The 21,587-nt window shown below is 64.3% G+C and carries 17 protein-coding genes; 3 read left to right on the top strand and 14 right to left on the bottom strand.

The window, feature by feature from the left end:
- Nucleotides 1–75: 75 nt before the first annotated feature.
- The 3 genes from B0E46_RS13955 to B0E46_RS13945 all read right to left on the bottom strand — a co-directional run bounded on the left by B0E46_RS13955 (nt 76) and on the right by B0E46_RS13945 (nt 4,989).
- The gene (locus tag B0E46_RS13955; protein ID WP_077556386.1) at nt 76–3,174 is read right to left on the bottom strand and encodes an efflux RND transporter permease subunit; all 3,099 of its coding nucleotides are present in this window, start codon (nt 3,172–3,174) and stop codon (nt 76–78) included.
- Between the two features lie 10 nt (nt 3,175–3,184).
- Entirely contained in the window at nt 3,185–4,300 is a 1,116-nt protein-coding gene (locus B0E46_RS13950) for an efflux RND transporter periplasmic adaptor subunit (protein ID WP_077556385.1), read from the bottom strand.
- Between the two features lie 215 nt (nt 4,301–4,515).
- Complete coding sequence (locus tag B0E46_RS13945) at nt 4,516–4,989, bottom strand: MarR family transcriptional regulator (protein WP_077556384.1); 474 nt, start codon at nt 4,987–4,989, stop codon at nt 4,516–4,518.
- Nucleotides 4,990–5,057: 68 nt separating this feature from the next.
- On the opposite strand from B0E46_RS13945, the gene B0E46_RS13940 reads away from it, so the two are divergent.
- Nucleotides 5,058–5,579, top strand: coding sequence for an O-acetyl-ADP-ribose deacetylase (locus B0E46_RS13940; protein WP_077556402.1), 522 nt, complete (start codon nt 5,058–5,060; stop codon nt 5,577–5,579).
- Here the strand turns inward: B0E46_RS13940 and B0E46_RS13935 are convergent.
- The 11 genes from B0E46_RS13935 to B0E46_RS13885 all read right to left on the bottom strand — a co-directional run bounded on the left by B0E46_RS13935 (nt 5,566) and on the right by B0E46_RS13885 (nt 18,009).
- Nucleotides 5,566–7,269, bottom strand: coding sequence for a BatD family protein (locus tag B0E46_RS13935; RefSeq protein ID WP_077556383.1), 1,704 nt, complete (start codon nt 7,267–7,269; stop codon nt 5,566–5,568). The two genes, B0E46_RS13940 and B0E46_RS13935, sit on opposite strands and share 14 nt — an antisense overlap.
- The gene (locus B0E46_RS13930) at nt 7,269–9,167 is read right to left on the bottom strand and encodes a tetratricopeptide repeat protein (protein WP_077556382.1); all 1,899 of its coding nucleotides are present in this window, start codon (nt 9,165–9,167) and stop codon (nt 7,269–7,271) included. The genes B0E46_RS13935 and B0E46_RS13930 overlap by 1 nt, the downstream gene beginning before the upstream one ends.
- Nucleotides 9,164–10,150, bottom strand: a complete 987-nt coding sequence (locus B0E46_RS13925) for a VWA domain-containing protein (protein WP_077556381.1) — start codon at nt 10,148–10,150, stop codon at nt 9,164–9,166. Before B0E46_RS13925 ends, B0E46_RS13930 begins: the two co-directional genes overlap by 4 nt.
- Nucleotides 10,143–10,679, bottom strand: a complete 537-nt coding sequence (locus tag B0E46_RS13920) for a DUF4381 domain-containing protein (RefSeq protein ID WP_077556380.1) — start codon at nt 10,677–10,679, stop codon at nt 10,143–10,145. The genes B0E46_RS13925 and B0E46_RS13920 overlap by 8 nt, the downstream gene beginning before the upstream one ends.
- Nucleotides 10,676–11,611, bottom strand: coding sequence for a DUF58 domain-containing protein (locus B0E46_RS13915; protein WP_077556379.1), 936 nt, complete (start codon nt 11,609–11,611; stop codon nt 10,676–10,678). The genes B0E46_RS13920 and B0E46_RS13915 overlap by 4 nt, the downstream gene beginning before the upstream one ends.
- The gene (locus B0E46_RS13910; RefSeq protein ID WP_254425170.1) at nt 11,608–12,597 is read right to left on the bottom strand and encodes a MoxR family ATPase; all 990 of its coding nucleotides are present in this window, start codon (nt 12,595–12,597) and stop codon (nt 11,608–11,610) included. The genes B0E46_RS13915 and B0E46_RS13910 overlap by 4 nt, the downstream gene beginning before the upstream one ends.
- Before the next feature lie 185 nt (nt 12,598–12,782).
- Nucleotides 12,783–14,945, bottom strand: a complete 2,163-nt coding sequence (locus B0E46_RS13905; RefSeq protein ID WP_077556377.1) for a type IV pilus secretin PilQ — start codon at nt 14,943–14,945, stop codon at nt 12,783–12,785.
- Between the two features lie 55 nt (nt 14,946–15,000).
- Nucleotides 15,001–15,543, bottom strand: a complete 543-nt coding sequence (locus B0E46_RS13900) for a pilus assembly protein PilP (protein WP_077556376.1) — start codon at nt 15,541–15,543, stop codon at nt 15,001–15,003.
- The gene (gene pilO / locus B0E46_RS13895; protein ID WP_077556375.1) at nt 15,540–16,199 is read right to left on the bottom strand and encodes a type 4a pilus biogenesis protein PilO; all 660 of its coding nucleotides are present in this window, start codon (nt 16,197–16,199) and stop codon (nt 15,540–15,542) included. Before pilO ends, B0E46_RS13900 begins: the two co-directional genes overlap by 4 nt.
- Nucleotides 16,196–16,951 (bottom strand): PilN domain-containing protein, encoded by a 756-nt coding sequence (locus B0E46_RS13890; RefSeq protein WP_077556374.1) that lies wholly within the window; start codon nt 16,949–16,951, stop codon nt 16,196–16,198. The genes pilO and B0E46_RS13890 overlap by 4 nt, the downstream gene beginning before the upstream one ends.
- Entirely contained in the window at nt 16,951–18,009 is a 1,059-nt protein-coding gene (locus B0E46_RS13885; protein ID WP_077441011.1) for a pilus assembly protein PilM, read from the bottom strand. Before B0E46_RS13885 ends, B0E46_RS13890 begins: the two co-directional genes overlap by 1 nt.
- Nucleotides 18,010–18,261: 252 nt before the next feature.
- Between B0E46_RS13885 and B0E46_RS13880 the strand changes: the two genes are divergently transcribed.
- Both B0E46_RS13880 and B0E46_RS13875 read left to right on the top strand, forming a co-directional pair.
- Nucleotides 18,262–20,805 (top strand): penicillin-binding protein 1A, encoded by a 2,544-nt coding sequence (locus tag B0E46_RS13880; RefSeq protein WP_077556373.1) that lies wholly within the window; start codon nt 18,262–18,264, stop codon nt 20,803–20,805.
- 62 nt (nt 20,806–20,867) lie between these two features.
- Entirely contained in the window at nt 20,868–21,539 is a 672-nt protein-coding gene (locus B0E46_RS13875) for a hypothetical protein (protein WP_077556372.1), read from the top strand.
- Nucleotides 21,540–21,587 lie beyond the last annotated feature (48 nt).

Raw genomic sequence — 21,587 nt, 5'->3', positions numbered from 1 at the left:
CATGAGCCTCTGACGAAGAAGGCGGCCTGCGGGCCGCCTTCTTAGTCTCGGATTACCTTAAACCTCTACGCGTAGTCAGTCAGCAGGGGCCGCCAGCGGCTTGCCGTGATGGCTGGCAAAACGCCGCCGCAGGCGATCCATGTAAATGTAGATCACCGGCGTCAGGTACAGCGTGAGCACCTGCGAAACGACCAGTCCGCCGACCACCGCCAGACCCAGCGAACGCCGCGTATCGGCACCGGCGCCAATGCCCAGCGCGATCGGCAGCGTGCCGGCGAAGGCGGCCATCGTGGTCATCATGATTGGCCGGAAACGCACCTTGCAGGCTTCGAAGATCGCCTCGGGCGGTGCCATGTTCTCGACATTCTGCCGTTCCAGCGCGAAGTCGATCAGCATGATCGCGTTCTTCTTGACGATGCCGACCAGCATCACGATGCCGACGAAGGCAAACAGATCCAGCGACGCGTGGAACAGCACCAGGGTGAGCAGCGCACCCACGCCGGCGGCCGGCAGGCCGGAGAGAATGGTCAGCGGATGGATGAAGCTTTCGTACAGGATGCCCAGCACCAGGTAGATCACGAACACCGCCAGCAGCAGCAACAGCCCCATGCCCTGCATGGACTGCTGGAAGGCCTGGGCGGTGCCCTGCACGCTGCCGGTGATGGTCGCCGGCAGGCCGATCCCGGTCATCGCGGCATTCATGCTGGCCACCGCATCGCTCAGCGAGACGCCCGCGGCGAGGTTGAACGACACCGTCACCGCCGGCAACTGGCCCTGATGGTTCACCGTGAGCACCTGAGCCTGACGGTCGAACGTGGCCACCGTGGACAAGGGCACCAGCGTGCCGCTGCTTGATGTCACGTACAGTTTCGACAGCACCGCCGGATCGTTCTGCATCGGCCGGTCGACCTGCATGATCACCCAGTACTGGGTCGCCGCACCGTAGATCGTGGAAATCTGGTTGGCGCCGAAGGCCGTACCGAGTGCCGACTGCACCTGCGCCATGGTCAGGCCCAGCGGCGCCAGCTTTTCGCGGTTCACCTTGACGTCGATCGACGGACTGTTGATGTCCAGATCGCTGGTCACGTCACGGAAACCCGGCAACTGCTGGAACGCCGTCGTCACCTTGTTGCTCCAGCTGTTCAGCGCATCCAGGTCGGTCGACTGCAAGGTGTACTGGTACTGCGAGTTGGACTGGCGGCCACCGATCTGGATTGCCGGCGGGTTCTGGATGTAGGCCTTGATGCCGGGCACCTGGGCAAATTTCTTGCGCAGCTCGCTGATGATCTCGTCCGGCGTCAGCCGCTCGCTGGCCGGCTTTAGCACCAGCAGCAGCGAACCGTTGTTGACCGTGGCGCGCGAGCCGCCGGCGCCCACCGAAGACATGTACGAATCGACGTTCGGGTCCTTGGCGGCGATCTCCGCCACGCGCTGCTGCAAGGCCACCATTTCGTCGAAGGAGGCACCGTCCGCCGCCTGCGTATTCACGCGCAGCTGGCCACTGTCGCCTGCCGGGATGAAGTCCATCGGCGTCACGTAGAACAGCAGTACGGTCACGCCGATACTCAACGCAAACAGCGCCATGACCCAGCGCGGCCGTTGCATGCTCCAGCGCAGGCTGCGCGTATAGGCGGCCTGCACGGCGTTGAAGCCGCGATCGAAGCGGGCGATCAGCCAGTTCTTCTGCTCATGGTCGTGCGCCTTGACGAAGCGGCTGCACAGCATCGGTGTCAGCGTCACCGCCACCACGCCGGAAACCAGAATGGACACGCTGATGGTCACCGCAAACTCGTGGAACAGGCGCCCCACGATGCCGCCCATGAACATCACCGGGATGAACACCGCGATCAGCGACAAGGTCATCGAGATGATCGTGAAGCCGATCTCGTTGGCTCCCTTCACCGAGGCCTCGAACGGCGTCAGGCCGGTCTCCATGTGGCGAACGATGTTTTCCAGCATCACGATCGCATCGTCCACCACGAAACCCACCGCCAGCGTCAAAGCCAGCAGGGACAGATTGTCGAGGCTGTAGCCCAGCGCGAACATCACGCCGAACGTGCCGATCACCGAGATCGGCAGCGCCACCGCCGGGATCAGCGTGGCGGAGAGATTGCCCAGGAACAGGTAGATCACCAGCACCACCAGCACGCCGGCCAGCAGCAGGGTGAACTGCACGTCGTCCACCGAGGCGCGGATCGACTGCGAGCGGTCGTACAGCACGTCGAGCTTGACCGAGGGCGGCAAGGTGGCCGCGAAGCCGGGCAGCAAGGCCTTGATCCGGTCAACCGTGTCCACCGTGTTCGCCCCCGGCTGGCGCTGTATCGCCAGCAGGATCGAGCGCTGCCCGTTGTACCAGCTGGCCACCTGGTCGTTCTGTACGCTGTCGTCTGCATGCCCGACGTTCCCCAGCCGCACCGGGGCCCCGTTGCGATAGGCCACGACCACGTGGTTGTATGCCGCCGCGCGCATCAGCTGGCCGTCGCTGCTGACCGGCAGCTGCTGCCGCGTGCCGTAAAGCGAACCGGTGGACTGGTTGACGTTGGCCGCCGCGATCGCGTTCTGCACCTGGTCGATGCCGATGCCTGCCGCAGCGAGCTTGTCCGGATTGACGTTGATGCGCACGGCGTATTTCTGCGAACCGTAGACGCTCACCTGGGCCACGCCGTCGACCATCGACAGTTGCTGGGCCAGCTCGGTTTCGCCGTAGTCGTCCACCGTCGACAGCGGCAGCGTCGACGAGGTCACCGCGATATACAGGATCGGCGCATCGGCCGGGTTCACCTTGCGGAACGTCGGCGGCGTCGGCATCTGCGTGGGCAGCTGGCGTTGCGCCGCCGAGATGGCCGCCTGCACGTCCTGTGCCGCACCGTCGATGCTGCGGTCCAGCTCGAACGTGAGCGTGATCGAGGTGGAACCCAGCGCGCTGGTCGAGCTCATCGAGCTGATGCCGGCAATGGTCGACAGCTGCGATTCCAGCGGCGTCGCCACGGCCGAAGCCATGGTCTGCGGCGAGGCGCCTGGCAGACTGGCCGAAATGCTGATGGTGGGAAAGTCGACGTTCGGCAGCTCGTTGACCGGCAGCTGCGGATACGACACCACGCCGAACACCAGCAGCGCGGCCATCAGCAGCGTGGTCATCACCGGGCGGCGGATACAGAGTTCCGGCAGATTCACGGGCGCCTCCTCAGTTGGCGCTGATGCGCGCGCGGCTGCCGTCGACCAGCAGCATCTGGCCCTCGACGACGACCTGCTCGCCTGCAGCCAGTCCCTTGTCGATCACCACCCGGTCAGCCGTCGTCGTGCCGGCCGTCACCGCGCGCTGCTCGACGGTGCCGTCAGGCTTGTAGACGAACACGAAGGTGCCCGTACTCGAATTCTGCAAGGCAATCACCGGCACCGAGATGGCATTGGCGATCCGGGTCGTCGGCAAGGTCACGTTGACGAACTGGCCGGGAGTCAGCTGGCCGTCGTTGTTGTCGAAACGCGCCTTGAGGGTGATCGTGCTGGTCGTGGCATCGACGGCATTGTTGATGAACTCCAGCGTGCCGCTGATCGGCTTGCTGCCGGCGCCATCCGGTTGCGCCTGCACGCCGATGGCACCACGCGCCTGCGCCTGGCGTACTGCAGGCAGGCTGTCCTGCGGCAACGCGAACGTCACCCGGATCGGTTCAACCTGGTTGAGCACCACGATGCCGGTGGAATTGGCGGTAACGACCGCCCCCGGATACACCAACGGCGCACCGAGCACGCCATCGAACGGCGCCACGATCCGCGTGTAATCGAGCTGGGTCCGGGCCAGCTCCTGCGCCGCGCGATCGGACTGAAGCGCCGCCTGCGCCACACCGAGATTGGCCTTGTAGGTATCGATGTCGGTCTGCGCGACATAGCCTTGGGCGAGCAGCGGGGCATAACGCCCCAGGTCAGCCTTGGCCTTGACCAGGTTGGCCTGGTCGCGTGCCACGTTGCCGATGGCCTGATCCAGTTGCGCCTGCAGCGGCCGCGGATCGATCTGGGCCAGCAGGTCGCCCTTGCGCACATGCGCACCGGGCACGAAAGCCAGCGACTGGATCTGGCCATCCACCTGCGGGCTGACCGTGACCGTCGAGTAGGCTTCGACGCTGCCGATCTGCCTCAACGAAATATCGACATCGCCCTGGGTTGCCGTGGCGACCTTGACCGGCACCGCCACAGCTGCGGCCAGTGGCTTGCCGGCGCCCTCACGATGATGCCCGTACCAGAATGCCGACAAGGCGGCCAAACCCAGCACGCCGGCGATCAACCAAAATTTTTTCAATGACATGCCTCGGGTACTCGTCGTTCCGTTCCGCGAATCCGCGGCAAGATTGCCCAATGTGCCGGGGCCATGGAGCATGACTTGCCAGCATGGACGTTCGGTAGCCCGAATCAGGGCAGATGCAGAGCAGCGCCGCGACTTACCTGTCGCGACATGGTTCGCACTATGCCTGCTGGATCCGCTGCCCGGACCGGGACCGATGGCACTGGTCGTCCAGGATCTTACGATTGAGAGCCGGTTTCTCCGGACTCACCCGGCATCTGCTCGAGTGCCAGCAGGTTTTCCTTAATCCGGTTGATCACCGCAAGCGCCTGCTGCAACTCGTCATGGTCGATGCCGCGGGTGGCGTCCTTGCGCAGATCACGCGCAATCAACTCCATGTCGCCGACGATCACCCGCGCCTGCTCGGTGGTATGCAGCCGCCAAGCGCGGCGATCCTTCGGGTCGGGGCGGCGTTCGACAAAACCCGCGGCCTGCAGCCGATCGATCACGCGGCCCACCGCGATCGGTTCCATTTCCAGGAATTCGGCCAGCTCGGTTTGCCGCAGACCTTCGCGGTGGTACAACATCTTGGTCGCACGCCATTGCGCGCGGGTCAGCCCGAATTTCACGGCGCGCCGATCGAAGTGCTTGCGAAACAGCAGGGTCACATCGCTGAGCAGGTAGCCGAAGGAAATATCTTCCGTTTTCGCCATGGCCGGTTGAAACCTCGTTGCATATCGGACGCCGTCTGGAAGCATACGGCGCCGCCACCATCGAAGCCATGCCCATAAAGACAGCAACCGCAGACATCACCGAACTGCATGTGGACGTCATCGTCAATGCGGCCAACCCGGGCCTGCTCGGCGGTGGCGGCGTGGATGGCGCAATTCACCGGGCCGCCGGACCAGCACTTCTGCATGCCTGCCGCGCCCTGCCCGAGTCCGCACCGGGCGTGCGCTGCCCGGCCGGCGAAGTGCGCCTCACCGCCGGCTTCGCGCTGCCCGCGCATCATGTGATCCATACGGTCGGACCGATCTGGCACGACGGCCATCACGGTGAACCCCTGTTGCTGGCGAACTGCTACCGCAACGCCGTGCGCCTGCTGCGCGAACACGAATGGCAAACGATCGCCTTCCCGGCCATCAGCTGCGGTGTATACGGCTATCCGCCCGCACAGGCCGCCGCGATTGCGGTACGCACCTTGCACGACGAACTGGCCGGCGATACCCGCATCCAGGTCACCCTGTGCTGCTTCAGCGACGCCATGCGCGCGATATTCCGGCAGGCGCTCAATGCAGTTTGAACGGATACAACGGCGGCAGATCCGGATTTTCGTCGTTCGCCTCGGCGACACGCCATGCCAGGCCCGGCTTGAACGCCTCGGCCAATGACGCCTCGTGTCCCGATAGCGGCGCATCGGCGTAATGGCGCTGCTGCAGGCTGACGATCGCTGCGCGCTGTGCGGGATCGCCCAGCGCAGCCGCCAGTTCACCCAGATGCTGGATCGCCGGCCGTTCGGCACGTGCCCAGCCCAGCAGGGTGCGTACCTGTGCGGCGCTGTCGCTGCCTCGCGCCGCCGCGAGGAAAGCAAGCCGGGCTTGATGCGCAGACGTGTGTGCCGTCGGTGCGATACTCGCAACAGCCGCAGGCCGGCGCCGCCACAGCCACCAGGCCAGCACACTCAGCATCCACAAGCCGAGACTGGCCAGGGCGATCCCGCGCCATGGCATGGCTGGCGCAGCCGCGGTGACCTTGGTTGGCGACCCCGCAAGCACATCGGCACGCACCGGCGGTGCTACGGCGGGCGAGGCCGAAGATGGCGTTGCCGGTGCACCGGCGGCCGGCAGGATCGTGATGCTGCGCGACGGAACCTTGGCCTCTTCCATGCGGTCGGTCAGCACGTTCCACCATTTCAGCGTGGTGGCAGGAATGGTGAGCGTACCGGCACGCTCCGGCACCACGGCGAACGCCTGCTGCCGCCAGCCGACGATCCATTGGCCATCGTTGTGATTGCCGCTGGCCGGCTTGTCCGGATACACCGTGGCACCATCCAGTGGCGGCAGGCTCAATGCTGGCAATGCCTCGTAGGACAGGCCAGTCGCCTGCAAATCCATGGTGAGGTTCAACGGCTGGCCGACCCGCGGCGAGTCCGCCGCTTTTGGCCAGCCATCCATGCTCAGGCTCAACTGACGCGCCGGCAGCCATGCATTCTTGCCCCAGTCGGCGGGCGCCGCTTGGACATCGATGGAAAGCGCCGGGGCACTGGCCGAAACCGGGATACTGGCGCCGAAGAAACTGTTGGGGTCGTTCGGATCCACCGCACCGCCCTGGAAAGTCACGGCGGGAATCTCGATGTGGCCGGCGCGTTGCGGGATCAGCGCATAGCGCTGCTCCAGCACGTGGTAGGTACGACCGCCGCGTTCGGTGTCGTAGTTCAGGCCATTGCCAAACGGGCTGACCTGCGCGCCATCGACTTGCGGCGCGGCAGGCGCATCGCCATTGATCATGTTGGTGTAGTACAGCCGCAGCACGTAACTCAGCTGCTGCCCGACATAACCGTGCGCAGGCTCGACCTGCGCCTCCATGAAAACATCCTTGTGTGTTGCTGCAAGCGAGGCCGGGTCAGGTTCATTCACCTGCAGCTGCAGCGGTGCAGTCTGGCTGCCCGCCACGCTCAGCGCCGGAATCTGCAGGGTGCCGGCATGTTTCGGCCGCAGCGCGATGCCGAACGTCGTCGAGGAAGTCGCCTTGCCATTGATGACGCTGAGGCTGCTGCTCTGCGAACTGCCGAGTATGTCGAAGTCCTGGCCCAGGGCACGCAGATCGGGGGTAGCGACGCTGCCCATGTCGCCGTTGACACGCAGGTTCAACGTCACCGTCTCGCCCAGCTGCATGCTGTTGCGATCGAGGCTCGCCGTTACATCGGCGGCATGGCCGAGCGACGGGACCAGCAACAGCGCCAACAGCCACCCAGCAATGAATCGTCGGAACATCACGGCTGATCGTCCTCTTGCGGTGCGCCACCATGGCGTTGCAGATACTCCAGTTCGAATTTGCGGCGCAGTAGCGCGCCGGGATCGTCCTGTACTCGCTGCAAGGCCTGGCGCAGGTCGGCCGGCAGCTTCGATTGCGGATCGTCCTTGGATATCGTGCCGAGCTGATGGGCTGCCTTGTCCTGCCGATCCTTGGCCTGTCCAGCCAGCGCCTGGTCCATCTGTTGCTGCAGGGCTTTCTGCACCTGCTCGGCATGTGCTTTCTGCTCAGCCTGCTGTTGGGGTGTCTGCGGTGCAGGCTTGTCGCCTGGCTTATCCTTGGCCGAAGCATCCTTGTCCTGCTGGTCCTGGGACTGCGATTGCTCGCCATGACCCGCCTGGTCGGAGGGCTTGCCGGGATCCTGGTTTGGCTTCTGCTCCTGCGCTGTTGAAGCGTCCTTCTTTTTGTCCTTGCCCTGTGCAGCGGACGCAGACTGACCCTTGCCGTCGTTCTGGTCCTGCGGCTTCTGCTCGTTCTTCTGTTGCTGTTGCTGCTTGTGCAGCCAGTCCTCGACGGCCTGGCGATTCGCCTTGGCGTCGGCGTTGGCCGGATCGAGCTTCAAGGCATGCCCATAGGCATCGATGGCCTGCTGGTATTGACCCTGTCTGGCCAGGGCATTGCCGAGGTTGTAGGCCGCATCGCTGCCTGGCGCCTGCTGCAAGGCCTGCGCCGCGGTGGCGTAATCACTGGCGCGATACGCGGCCGCTCCCCGCCATGCCGGATCGCGGGCAAGCTGTTGTGCCTGCTTCGCATCGCCATCGTGCAGTGCCTTTGCAGCCTGCTGGTCGGGGCGCTGCCACAGGTCCTGCCAGGTCGTCGCCTCGGCCGTCGCCGGCAGCAACGGCAACAGCACCAGCGGCAACAGCAGCAACCAGCCACGGCGAAATGTCAGCGCCACGATCGGCAACAGCGGCAACAGCAGCCACGGGCCGCGATCCTGCCACTCGTCACCGCTCTGCCCGCTGGCCACCGCGGCCGGTCCGGCGCGCAGCTGTGCATGCAGGGCATCGATGTCGGCATGGTCCGCGCGCATCGGCACATAACGGCCACCGCCCGCGGCGGCCAAGGCGGCGAGGGCGGCATCGTCCCGCCGCGCCAGCGCCACCTGTCCCTGTGCGTCACGCAGAAAGCCGCCATCGGCCAACGGCACCGGACCACCTTGCGGCGTACCGATGCCGAGTACCGAGACCTGCACGCCGGCTACGCTCGCCTTGCGTGCCGCAGCATCCGCTGCCGCGTCTGCCTGGTCGGTGATCAGCACCAGCAAGCCACCGCCCGCGTTGGCATCGTGGATCAACGCCGCGCCACGCTCGATTGCCTGTGCGGCATTGTTGCCGTCCAGCGGCATCGTGTCCGGTGCCATCGCGTCGAGCAGGTCATCGAGGCTGCTCGCATCGGAGGTCAGCGGCGCCACCACGAACGCCTCACCGGCATAGCCGATCAGCGCATTCAGCCCATCGCGATTGCTTGCCAGCAAGTCGTGCGCCTTGTAGCGCGCGCGGTCGAGCCGGCTCGGCGCCATGTCGCGTGCCAGCATGTGCTGCGACAGTGAAATCGCCACGACCTGCGCTGCACGACTTGCATATAGCGGTTGCGTGACGCGGTTCCAGCTCGGGCCCGCCAGCGCCAGCGCGCACAGCGTCCAGCCCAACACAAACAGCCACAACGGCAGACTGCGGTTGACGGCGCGACCACGCAATAGATGCGGCAACAGCTCGGCGTCGACCAGTCGCAGCAGCTCTCGCTGGGCCACATCGCGCCCCACGCCGAGCCAGCCCAGCAGCGGCAACGGCAACGGCATCAACGCGAGCAGCCACCACGGATGCAGGAAATGGAATTGTTGCAACAACGCGCTCATGCCGACTGCTCCGACGCACGCGTAAATCGCCGCGGCAGCAGCACCAGCAGCAACAGCACGACCGCGGCCAGCAACGGCCAGCGGAACAGCTCATGCCGCGGCCGCAAGGTCGGACCATGCTGCGGCATCGGCTCCAGCGCATCGATGGCACGGTAGGCATCGGCCAGCTCGCGGCCGTCGGTGGCACGGAAGAACTGGCCCCCGGTTTCCCTGGCGATCGTGGTGAGCATGTCCGCATCCAGGTCCGCCGAGGGATTGATCAGCTGGCTGCCGAAAAACCCCGGCACACGCATCTGCGTGGCGCCGATGCCGATGGTGTAGATGCGCACCCCGGACGCCTTGGCTGCACGCGCGGCCTCGCGCGGTGAAATGCTGCCGGCATTGTTGACGCCGTCGGTAAGCAGCACCAGCACGCGAGCCTGTTCGGGCAAGGCCGACAGCCGCTTCACGGCTACGGCAATTGCATCCCCGATCGCCGTCTCGGTACCTGCCAGGCCCACCACCGCACCTTGCAACTGCGCGCGTACGGCAGACAAATCATAGGTCAGCGGCGTGACCAGGAAAGCCTGGCTGCCGAACAGGACCAGCCCCATCTCGTCGCCGCTGCGTCGATTGATGAAGTCGCCCGCGATCGCCTCGACCGCGCCGAACCGACTGGTCGCCTGTCCCGCCAATTCCATGTCCTCGGTACGCATGCTGCCGGACAGGTCCACCGCCAGCATCACGGCGCGGCCGCTGCGCTGTTGCGCCTGCGGCGGCCCGATGCGTTGCGGACGCGCCGCGGCTGCCAGCACACACAACCAGGCCAGGGCCAGCAGCCACGGCACGATGCCATGTGAGGCCCGTCCGCTCATCACGGTCAGTCGCCATCCCGGCTGCGGCAGATGCAGGGCCTGTCCCGGCGCCGCTGGCCGCAGCCAGCGGCGCAGCAGCCACGGCAGCGGCAGCAGCACGATCACCCATGGCCACGCAAACTCAGGCACGGCTACGCTCCACCTCGACAGGCTTCCAGGCTGACGATTGCAACGCCAGCTGCAGCCATTGCCGCACCGCGGCCACGGTGGCGGCGTGATCGAATGACGACGACGGGCGATAGATCGCCTGCTCCAGCGTCAGCAACCGATCCAGCGTGACCGCATCGACGGGCACCCGCGCTAGCGTCTGCCGCCACGCTTCGCCGCGCTGCTGCGCGGCCGCGGCGTCGTGTCGGCGCGCCACGCGCCGCAGCAGTTGATGCAGCCCGCTGGCCAGCATGGCGGGGCTGCCATCCTGCAGATGCTGCTGCGCGAGATGTTCGAGTTCGAGCAGTACCTGGTTGTGCTGCCGGACCACGTGACGATGCCGCCGCCACAGCCACATGCCCAGCAGCAATGCCAGCAGCGACAACCCCGCCAGCATCCACCATCCCGGCGCCGGCGGCCACAACGAAGGTTCAGGCGGCAGGTGGATGTCGCGCAGGCTTGGACCTGCGGGCGCGGCGGCAACGCTTGACGGGGTCGGCAATATGTTCATCGTGCCGGCCTTGCGGCACCGAGCAGGCCGGTGATGGCTTCCAGCGGATCGGCCACGGTATCGATGCAGCGCCAACGCAGATTCAACGATTTCGCCATGTCGCCCAGCCGCGACGAACCTGCGCCAAGTACGCGCTGAAAATCACGGCGCTGGCGTTCGGACTGCAAGACCACTTCACTGCGCTCGCCGGCATGGTCCAGTGGGTAACGTCCCGGCGGGGCCAGCGCGAGTTCCAGCGCATCGGCGACGACGAGCACGCTGACACCGGCGTGACGCGTCAGGTCGAGCAGCTGCTGCCGCGCCGATGTGTCGCTGCTGAAGCCATCGCTGATCAACAGTACCCGGCTCGCGCCGTGCAGCACGCGACCGGCACGGGTCAATGCATCAGCCAGTGATTCGGCCCTGTCCCATGCCGGCAACGCATCCCACTCGGCCAGCGCACCGCATACCGCCAGCGCGCCCCGCGGGCCAGCCTGCGGGCGCAGCAATTGTTCTGCGTGACCAAACGCCATCATGCCAACCCGTTCGCCGGCATGTACCGCACACCAGGCGGCACATGCCGCAACACGCGCCGCCTGCACGGACTTGAAGCGCACCTTCGTGCCAAAACGCATGCTCGCGTGGGTATCGAGCAGGATCAGCAGACAGCCTTCGCGGTCCTCCTGGAACAGCTTGGTGTGCAGCTTGCCGCTGCGCGCGGTGAGCCTCCAGTCGAGCCGACGGATATCGTCACCGGCCTGGTAGACGCGCGACTCGGCGTAATCCATGCCGCGGCCATAAAGACGGCTGGACTGCTGACCGCTACGTGCCGCCCGGCTGGACAGCGGCGCCATGCGGACACGCACCACCCGCGCACGCAGTGCGATCAGTTCAGCCAGCGACACCTGGCTACTGCCATTGCCATCCACCCGTGTCTGCACGACAGCGTTCACGGCAGCGGCACGAGATCCAGCAGGCGATCGATCACCTGATCCGGCCGCACGCCTTCGGCTTCCGCCTCATAGCTGAGCAGCACCCGGTGACGCAGTACTTCGTGGACGATGGCATGCACGTCCTCGGGCAATACGTAATCGCGGCCAGCCAGCCACGCTTGCGCACGCGAACAGCGATCCAGCGCGATGGTGGCGCGCGGACTGCCGCCCCAGGCGATCCAGCGCTTCAGTTCAGAACCATAACGGCCCGCATCGCGGGTGGCCAGCACCAACTGGGTCAGGTATTCCTCCAACGCGGGTGCCATGTGGACGGCCATCGCCGCATCGCGCGCGGCAAACACATCCGCCTGAGTCAGCAAGGCTGCTGGCGCAGTCATTGGATGCGCCCGACGGCTGGCCTGTTCACGCGCCAGCTTGAGTATCGCCAATTCGGCAACCGCATCCGGGTAGCCGATCGTCACATGCATCAGGAAACGGTCGAGCTGGGCCTCGGGCAGCGTGAACGTGCCTTCCTGCTCGATCGGGTTCTGTGTAGCCATCACCATGAACAACTCAGGCAGTTGCCAGGTACTGCGCCCCACCGTGATCTGCCGCTCGGCCATGGCTTCCAGCAAGGCCGATTGCACTTTCGCCGGCGCGCGGTTGATCTCGTCGGCCAGCACGATGTTGTGGAACAGCGGGCCACGTTCGAACTCGAAGCTGCCGGACTGCGGACGGAACACGTCCGTTCCCGTGAGATCCGCCGGCAACAGGTCCGGCGTGAATTGCACGCGGTGGAAATCCGCCTTGATCCGCACCGCCAGCGCCTTAACCGCCGTGGTCTTGGCCAGGCCTGGCGCTCCCTCGACCAGCAAGTGACCGTCCGCCAGGAGGGCGACCAACAGGCAGTCGATCAGGTGCGGCTGACCGATGACGCAAGTCTGCAACTCGTCGCGCAGGCGCGCGAAGACATCGTTCAAACGGTTCTGGGTAGGGATTTCGGGCATGTCCATCAGCTGCTTCCAACGTAGGCGTGGGCGGATCGGGGGCGGCAAGGCGCCCGGATGCAGGATCCGCTGGCGTGCTACAGACCATAACCGGCGCCGGAAGTTTAACCAGCCCATAAGCGCCGTCTGCGCTGCATAAAAAAAGAGGCGGCCGAAGCCGCCTCTTTGACCGACAATCGCGGATTTTATTGCAGCGTATCGCTCAGGATGCGCGGCGTCACGAAGATCAGCAACTCGGCCTTGGTGACACCACGTACCGTGTCGCGGAACAGCGCCCCGAGGCCAGGGATATCGCCAAGACCCGGTACCTTGGTGACCGTATTGGTCTTGTTGACTTCGTAGATGCCGCCAAGCACCACGGTCTGCCCATTGTCCACCAGCACCGACGTATTGATCGAGCGGGTATCGATGGTCGGTACCTGGCCACTGCCGGGCACGGTGATATAGCCGGCCAGCGCATCCTTGGTCACATTGATGGTCAGATAGACACGATTATCGGCGGTGATCGTCGGGGTCACCCTCAGTTCCAGCACGGCATCCTTGAAGGCCACCGTGGCGGTACCGCTGCCTGCCGCACTGCCGGTGCTGTTCTGGTAAGTGACGTAGCCGATTTCCTGGCCCTGACGGATCACCGCTTCCTGCTGGTTCGCCGTGATCACGCGCGGGCTGGAAATCACCTCACTGCGGCCTTCGGTCTGTGCTGCGGAAAGCTCCAGATCGATCGCGTAGTTGGCGCCGAGAATGGCCAGCCCGAAACTGCCGCCCTGGGTCTGCGAGGGCAGGTTCACATTGAGGCCACCGGAGCCCAGCGTGGTGGTACCGGTCGTAGATGCGGCATTGCTCCCAATCGAACCGCCTAGGGCATTGCCGACCTGCAGCACCTGGCCGCTGGGATTCACGTGCTGGCCGCTGACACCGAACTTGGCACCTAGCTCGCGGGTGAAGTCGTCCGTGGCGACCACGATGCGCGACTCGATCAGCACCTGCTGCACCGGCTTGTCCAGCACCGCAATCAGGTCGCGCAGCTGTTTGATCTTGTCCGGGGTGTCGTTCAACAGCAGCGTATTGGTACGGATGTCGAACGAGGCACTGCCACGTGGCGAAAGGAAGCCGCGAGGAGCATTGGCACTGGTACCGCCACCTTGACCTTGCAGGCTACCGGTAGTCAGCAGTTTGGCAATGTCCTGCGCCTTGCCGTAGCTGATCGGCACATACGCTGTTTCCAGCTCTGCCGTATCCTGGGCCTTCAGCTTGGCATCCGCGATATCCTGCTCGTACTTGGCCAGCTCCTGCTGTGGAGCCACCCAGACCACGTTGCCGTTACGGCGCTTGTCGAGGGTCTTGGCACGCAGGATCACGTCCAGCGCCTGATCCCAAGGCACGTTGACCAACCGCAAGGTGACACTGCCACCGACGCTGTCCGAAGCGACCAGGTTCAGTCCCGACACATCGGCAATCAGCTGCAGGGCCGAACGCACAGGAATATCCTGGAAATTGAACGTGACGCGCTTGCCGCTGTAGCTTGGCTCCTGACCGGCCTTGGTCAGCTGGGCACTCTTCGCGTCAATTTTCTTGGGTGCCACTTCGACTACGTATTGATCTGCCGTCTGGTAGGCCGAGGTGTCGACATTCCCCTTGACCGAGATTTCCAGGCGTGCGCCGCCGCCCAGGCCCGCATGGGTGGTGATCGACTGCACCGGTGTGGCGAAATCCAATGTATCGAGGCGCTGCGCCAGGTTGGCCGGCAGGTTCGCGTGGTCGATCGTGACCAGCACGTTGTCCCCCTTGCGGGTCATTTCGGCATTTGCACCGCTGCCACTGAAGCTGATCAGCACCCGGCCTTCGCCATTCGGGCCGCGGCGGAAGTCTATATTGGAGATCGCCGGGCCATTCGATGCCGACGGCAGTGCCTTGCTCGGATCGACAGTCGCGGCAGTCGTCACGGACTGATCCGCGCTACCGTTGTTGATGGTCAGCACGAGGCTGTTGCCTTCGACGTTGGAGCGATAGCTCGACTCGCGCATCAACTCGACCACGACACGGGTACGGCCGCCGGCCGCGACCGCAGAGACGCCGGAAGTCGAACCCTGGCCGATATCCAGATGGCGTGCCGCCGCGTTGTCGGTATCCGCGAAATCGATCGCGATGCGCGGGGGGTTACCCGTGGTGAATATCTTCGGTTGTGGCACCGGACCGCTGCCGAAGTCCATATGCAGCTGTACTTTGCCACCGGGCAAAGTGTCGTAGGTGATGTTCTTCAGCGTGGTACTGGCCGCCATCGCATCGTTGGCCCAGGTAGCCGCGGCGAGCAACAGGCCCATCATCATGTAACGGCTTGCATGGCGCATGACACGGCCCCGGACGGATTGGATTTGGTTGGTCATTGCATCAGCCCCTGTATTCCTATTTCGCGGCAAGCGCGATGCTGGCCGGACGTTCCATCCAGCCGCCATTACCGTTCGACACCAGCTCGACCAGATCGATATGGTCATCGCTGATGGCCGTGATGTGCCCGTAGTTCTGGCCCATGTACTCACCGACGTGTACGCGATGGATGACGCCGCCCGGATCCTTGACCAACACCTCCATCCCGGTTCCGGCACCGATCGTGCCAACCATCTTCAAGGTGTCGAGGGCGAACAGCTCCAACGGCTGCTTTGCGCGATTGGCATCCGGGCGTGGACCGTTGTTCGAGGTACTCGCCTGCAATTCCGCAGTGCTTGGACTGAATGGATCGCGTCGGTCCTGATCGTCGTACTTAAACGTCTCAAATGTCTTGATCACCGGCAACGGCGGGATCGGCGCACCCTTCTTGGCTTTTTCCTGCGCGACCCAATCGCGCAGATCCGACATGCCGCGGGTGCAACCGCTCAGGACCAGGGCGGCCCCCAGCATCAGCAGCAGGCGCGCTGCGTGACTCGGCTTGATGGCAGCGAACTTGTTCATTTCTGCCTCCCTGCCTTGGCATTGCTCTTGCTGGCGGCAGCGCTCTCTTCGTCATCCAGGTAACGATAGGTTTTCACCGTGCCCTGCAGCACCAATTGGCCACTTGAAGTCGCATCGCCCTTGATGGGCGCCTTAGGTGTCAGCGAAACGTCGTGCAGGGTCAGGATCACCACCCGTGGCAAGGACGCCACGCCACTGATGAAGGTGCCGAACTGGTGATACGTACCGGTCATCCGGAGGGTGATCGGTTTCTCGGCGTAGAAGTCCTTCGGCGTCTCCGGCCCGGGCTGGAACAATTCGGTTTCCAGCCCTGCCGACAAGGCGGTCTGCGAGATATCCACCAGCAACTCCGGCATCTCCGTCTTGCTGGGCAGCTGGCGAAGCAACTGACGCAGCATGTCCTGCATCTCGTCGAGCTGCTGCTGCAGTGCCTCGAGGTTGACCGACTTGGCCTGCTTGGTCGAGAACTCCTGCTTGAGGCCTTCCTCCTTGCTGGCCAGCGAGGTAAGACTGTCCTGCTGGTCGCTGACGAAGAAATACCATCCGATCAGCAGCACAACCGCAAACATCAGCACGGTAAAGAAGATCTTGACCGACTGCGGCCAACCGCCAATGTTGTTGCGATCGAGATTGCGAATGTCGTCGAGGAACTTCATGGCTTGGTTCCTCCCGTGGCAGGCGCAGCACTCACCGGTTTGGCTTCCGACTTGACCTCGGCGGAGGTGCTGGTCGATTTCGCCGGAGCACCCGCAACGGCCTTGGCAGCCGCGCCAAGCGCAGGAGGAACAGCAACTGTCGATGCGGCGGCCACGCTGCTGGTGCCAGCAGGTGCTTCGCTATCGCCACTCGCCGCACTTCCATCGGACTTCGGACGGGTCAGTGCCACGTCCAGACCGAAGGTATAGGGCATGCGGCTGGAATCGTGGCTGTTTTCCGTCTTGCGCAGGTCGGCATGACCCATCCAGGGCGATACCTCGATGTTGCGCATGTACTCGGCAACGCTGGCATTGGATTGCGCCACACCGTCGAGCGACATCGATTGACCGTTTTGCTTGACCCCGGTCAGGCGCGCACTGGAGGGGATGGTCTTCACCAGCTCGTCGAACAAGTGCACCATCTGCGAGCGATCCGCCTGCAACTGTTCAATGATCTGCTTGCGCGCAAGTAGATGCTCCCGCACTTTTTCCAGATCCTTGATCTTGGCGATGCGCACATCGAGCTGCTTGATCTCGGTCTGCAGATACGTGTTGCGCTCGTTCTGGTTGTCGATGCGTTGATCCATCCAGAACACCCACAGCAGCAGAACGCCCAGTGCCGCCACAAAGGCGGCCACGAGCTGCATGTAGAACTCGCGTTCGCGCTGCTTGCGCCTTTCGGCGCGCCACGGAAGTAGATTGACGTGTGCCATCAGTCGAAACTCCTCATGGCGAGGCCGACGGCGATCATCAGCGCCGGAGCATCCTGGGCCAGCGACTGTGCCTGCACCCGCGGTGAAAGCGACATGCGGGCCAGCGGATTGGCCACCACGCAGGGAACACCGAGCTGTTCTTCCAGCATCGGACCCAGTCCTTCGATCGAGGCGCAACCACCGGCCAGCACGACCTGGTCGACCTTGCTGTATTCGCTGCCGGCAAAGAAGAATTGCAGCAGGCGGCTGATCTGCTGGATCAGCGATTCCTTGAACGGCTCCAGCGCTTCGGTTTCATACGATTCGGGCAGGCCACCCTTGCGTTTGGCACGACCGGCCTCCTCGTAGGAGAGTCCGAAGCGACGCATGATCTCGTCGGTCAGCTGCTTGCCGCCGAAGACCTGTTCGCGCGAATAGATCGTGCGCTGGTTGCGCAGTACGGAGAGCGTGGTCATGGTGGCGCCGATGTCGACCACCGCCACCAGCGCGTCGCGGCCGACATTCAGCTGGTCGGCAACCATCGCGAACGCGTTTTCCATCGCGAATGCCTCGACATCGATCACGCTGGCGGTGAGTCCGCCCAGATCCAGCGCCGCCACGCGCATGTCGACGTTCTCGGTACGCGAGGCCGCCAGCAGCACGTTGTTCATGTCGGGGTTGTCGCGCACCGGCCCGATCACCTCGTAGTCGAGGCTGACTTCGTCGATGGGATAGGGGATGTACTGGTTCGCCTCGACCTGGATCTGGCCTTCCAGATCATCGTCGGAAAGCTCACTGGTCATCGGGATGATGCGGGTGATCACCGCCGACCCGGCCACCGCCGCCGAGGCGTGCTTGAGCTTGGAGCCCGAACGTGCCAGCGCGCGACGGATCGCATCGCCCACCGCCTCGACCTCGACGATATTCTTTTCGACCACGGCATTGGGTGGCAATGGCTCGACCGCGTAATGCTCCACGCGATACCGGCCGCCCGCCTGACTTAGCTGCAGCAACTTGACGGCAGTCGAACTAATGTCGACACCAATCAGCGCCGGCTTCTTCGGTGTAAAGAGCCCCACGGTGTTTCCCCCTTGCCGCTAACGTCCATGGCCAGAATCCTGGCGGGATGCGCAGTGGCATTAAATCGAAAAATTAACGCAATGGCAACGGTCTACGGAAACTTTCTCAAGTAATTGACGTGATGTCCAACACATTTGCGGAATCATCCCATTTGGCCCAACCCTTGCTTTGGCCGACTCCGTCTCATGCGAGGAATACTGCTACATCTATACTCGCCCATGTTTTGACTCAGGTCTCGCTATCCCCACACCATGCGAATTTTCAAGCGTTTGTTGCGCTGGGCTTTGATCCTGGCCTTTACCGGTTTGCTCTTGGCGGTTATCGCGGTGGGCGTGGCGTACTGGCTGGTCGCCCCAAGGCTTCCCTCGGTGGCCGTGCTCAAGGATTACCACATGCAGGTGCCGCTGCGCGTATTGAGCGCCGACGGCAAGCTGATTGCCAGCTTCGGCGAAACGCGGCGCATTCCGGTGGCGATCACCCAGGTACCGGACCTGCTCAAACACGCTGTACTGTCGGCCGAAGATGCGGATTTCTACCATCACCCCGGCGTGGACTGGCGCGGCATCGTTCGCGCCGGCTGGCATGTCGTGGCAACCGGCGGCGACAAGGGGCCCGGCGGCTCGACGATCACCCAGCAGGTGGCGCGCAACATTTTCCTCAGCCCGGAAAAGCTGTATTCGCGCAAGCTCACCGAGATCTTCATCGCATTGCGCATCGAGCATGAGCTCAGCAAGGATCAGATCCTCGAGCTCTACCTCAACAAGATGTTCCTCGGTCACCGCTCTTACGGCGTGGCCGCGGCGGCGGAGTACTACTACGGCAAGACGCTGGATCAGCTGACCGTGGCCGAATGCGCCCTGATCGCCTCGACCTTCCAGTTGCCCTCGGTGGTCAATCCGCTCAACAGCCCCAAGCGCGCCCTTGCCCGGCGCAACTGGGTGCTGGGCGAGATGCTCAAGCATGGCTACATCACCAAGCCGGTCTATGAGCAGGCCATCGCCGAACCCAACGGCGCCTATCCGCATGAGCAGCCGATCGAGGTCGATGCGCCATACCTGGCCGAAATGGTGCGCCGGCAAGTACTCGACCGGCTCGGCAACGAAGCTCTCACTGAAGGCTATGTGGTCAAGACGACCCTGCAAAGCAGTCGTCAGCAGGCCGCCGTGGAGGCGCTGCGCAATGGCCTGATCGCCTACGATCACCGACATGGCTGGCGCGGCCCTGAAGCACACCAGGACCTGCCTGCCGATGCCAGTGATCAGGACTACGACAATTTGCTGTCCGGCTATACGGTCATTTCGGGTCTGCAGCCGGGCGTGGTCACGGCCAGCAATGCGAAGCAAGCCACGGTTTACCTGTCCAGCCACGAAGGGGTGGAACTCGACCTGGCCGCCATCAGCTGGGCTCGGCCGCACATCGACCAGGATCGTGTCGGGGCAGCTCCGCGCAGCGTCGACAGCGTGCTAAAACGTGGCGATATCGTTCGTCTGTCGCGCGACGACCAAGGTAACTGGCAACTGGACCAGATTCCGGCAGCCCAGGCTGCCCTGGTTTCGATCAGTCCGGAGGATGGTTCGATCCAGGCACTGGTCGGCGGCTTCAATTTCGCGCGCAGCAAGTTCAACCGCGCCGTGATGGCGGCGCGCCAGCCCGGATCCAGTTTCAAGCCGTACCTGTATTCGGCCGCCTTCGAACGTGGCTTCACGCCGTCCTCGATCATCAATGACGCTCCACTGGCCTTGCCCGATCCGTCGCGACCCGATGGCCTTTGGACGCCGTCCAACGACGACGGCAAGTTCGCCGGCCCCATGCGCCTGCGCGAGGCGCTGGTACAGTCGAAGAACCTGGTCTCGGTGCGCCTGCTCGATGCCATGGGTGTGCGCTATGCACGCGAATACGCTACCCGCTTCGGCTTCCCGCTCGATGCGCTGCCGGCCAACCTGTCACTCGCCCTGGGCACGGCATCGGTATCGCCGATGAGCATGGCGCGCGGTTACGCGGTATTCGCCAACGGCGGCTATCTGGTCACGCCGTACTTCATCAGCGAAATCGACGACCGCAGCGGCAAGCCGGTGTACCTGGCCAACGCGGCCCGCGCCTGCGGCAACTGCCAGGAACGCCTGCTCGACACACGCCCGCCAGGCCCGCCACCGGCCGACATGCTGAAGACACCAGCCAACGATGTCGCCTCGGCTGGCACGGCGGCCGCTCCAGCCGAGGCCAGCAGCGCCGATGGTATTGGCGTAGCGGCATTGCCTGCGGATGTGCACGGCGAGAACGCCCACCCCCCCGTACTCGCGCCACGCGTTATCGACCCGCGCAACGACTACCTGATCACGTCGCTGATGAAGGACGTGATCCAGCGCGGCACCGGCTCCGCCGCCAAGGCGCTGAATCGTGCCGACCTGGCTGGCAAGACCGGCTCCACCAACGACCATCGCGATGCCTGGTTCGTCGGCTTCAACGGCGACCTGACGACCGCGGTGTGGATCGGCTTCGACGACTTCAGCCCGCTGGGCAAATCCAACGGCGTGGGCGAGTTCGGCGCCCAGGCCGCGCTGCCGATCTGGATGGATTACATGGGCACCGTGCTGAAGGGTCTGCCCGAGAATACGTTGCCGATGCCACCCGGGATCAGCACGGTGCTGATCAACCGCCAGAGCGGCCTGCCCACCTCGGCCGATGACCCGGACAGCATGAACGAGATATTCAAAGTGGAAGATGTCGACCGCCTGCGCAATCAGGCCAACCAGCAGAAGGAACAGGACCAGCAGCACGCCTACGATATCTTCTGACCCTTCGCCGGCCGCTTCGGGTAAGGTGGCGTCGCCGGTTACCGAACGACGAGGAGCGCATCATGTCGCGAGGCGAACATCACCGAATCCATGCGCATGACCGAGTGCAACGAAATCGGTTGCGTATTGCCCAGGAAGCCGCACGCCTGATGAGCGAGCATGGCATCCGCGACTTTCACCATGCAAAACTGAAGGCCGCCGAGCGTCTCGGCATTCTTGAAGCCCAGGCGTTGCCGCGCAACCTGGAGATCGAGCAGGCGCTGCGCGAACACCAGCGCCTGTTTCATGCCGACAGCCAGCCACACTTGCTGCGCCAGCGGCGTGAGGCTGCCGTCGAGGCCATGCGCTTTCTTGCCGGGTTCGAGCCACGCCTGGTCGGAGCGGTGCTTGAAGGCACCGCAGACGCACATTCGGCCGTCTGCTTGCACGTGTTCAGCGACGATCCGGCGGCGGTCGAGCTGTACCTGCGCGAACACGGCGTACCGATCCAGACCCAGGTACGCCGGCTGCGCTACAGCCGCGAGGAGCAGCCCGAGTATCCGGTACTGCTGTTTACGGCCGACGAGCTGCCGTTCGACCTGACCGTGCTGCCGCGCGATGCCCTGCGCCAGGCGCCACTGGACCGCACCGACGACCGTCCGATGCGCCGCGTGGCGCTGGCACAGGTGGAAATTCTGCTGGCGGAAAATGACGACGACGAATTCGAACAGCGCCTTTCTGCCGTGTTGCGCTGAGCCGACACGAGTGCCCCGCAAACAAGAACGCCCCGGCTGAGGCCGGGG

It is taken from the genome of Rhodanobacter sp. B04, assembly GCF_002001125.1.
Classification (GTDB): Bacteria; Pseudomonadota; Gammaproteobacteria; order Xanthomonadales; family Rhodanobacteraceae; genus Rhodanobacter.
This window is presented reverse-complemented; position numbering and strand designations above follow the sequence as displayed.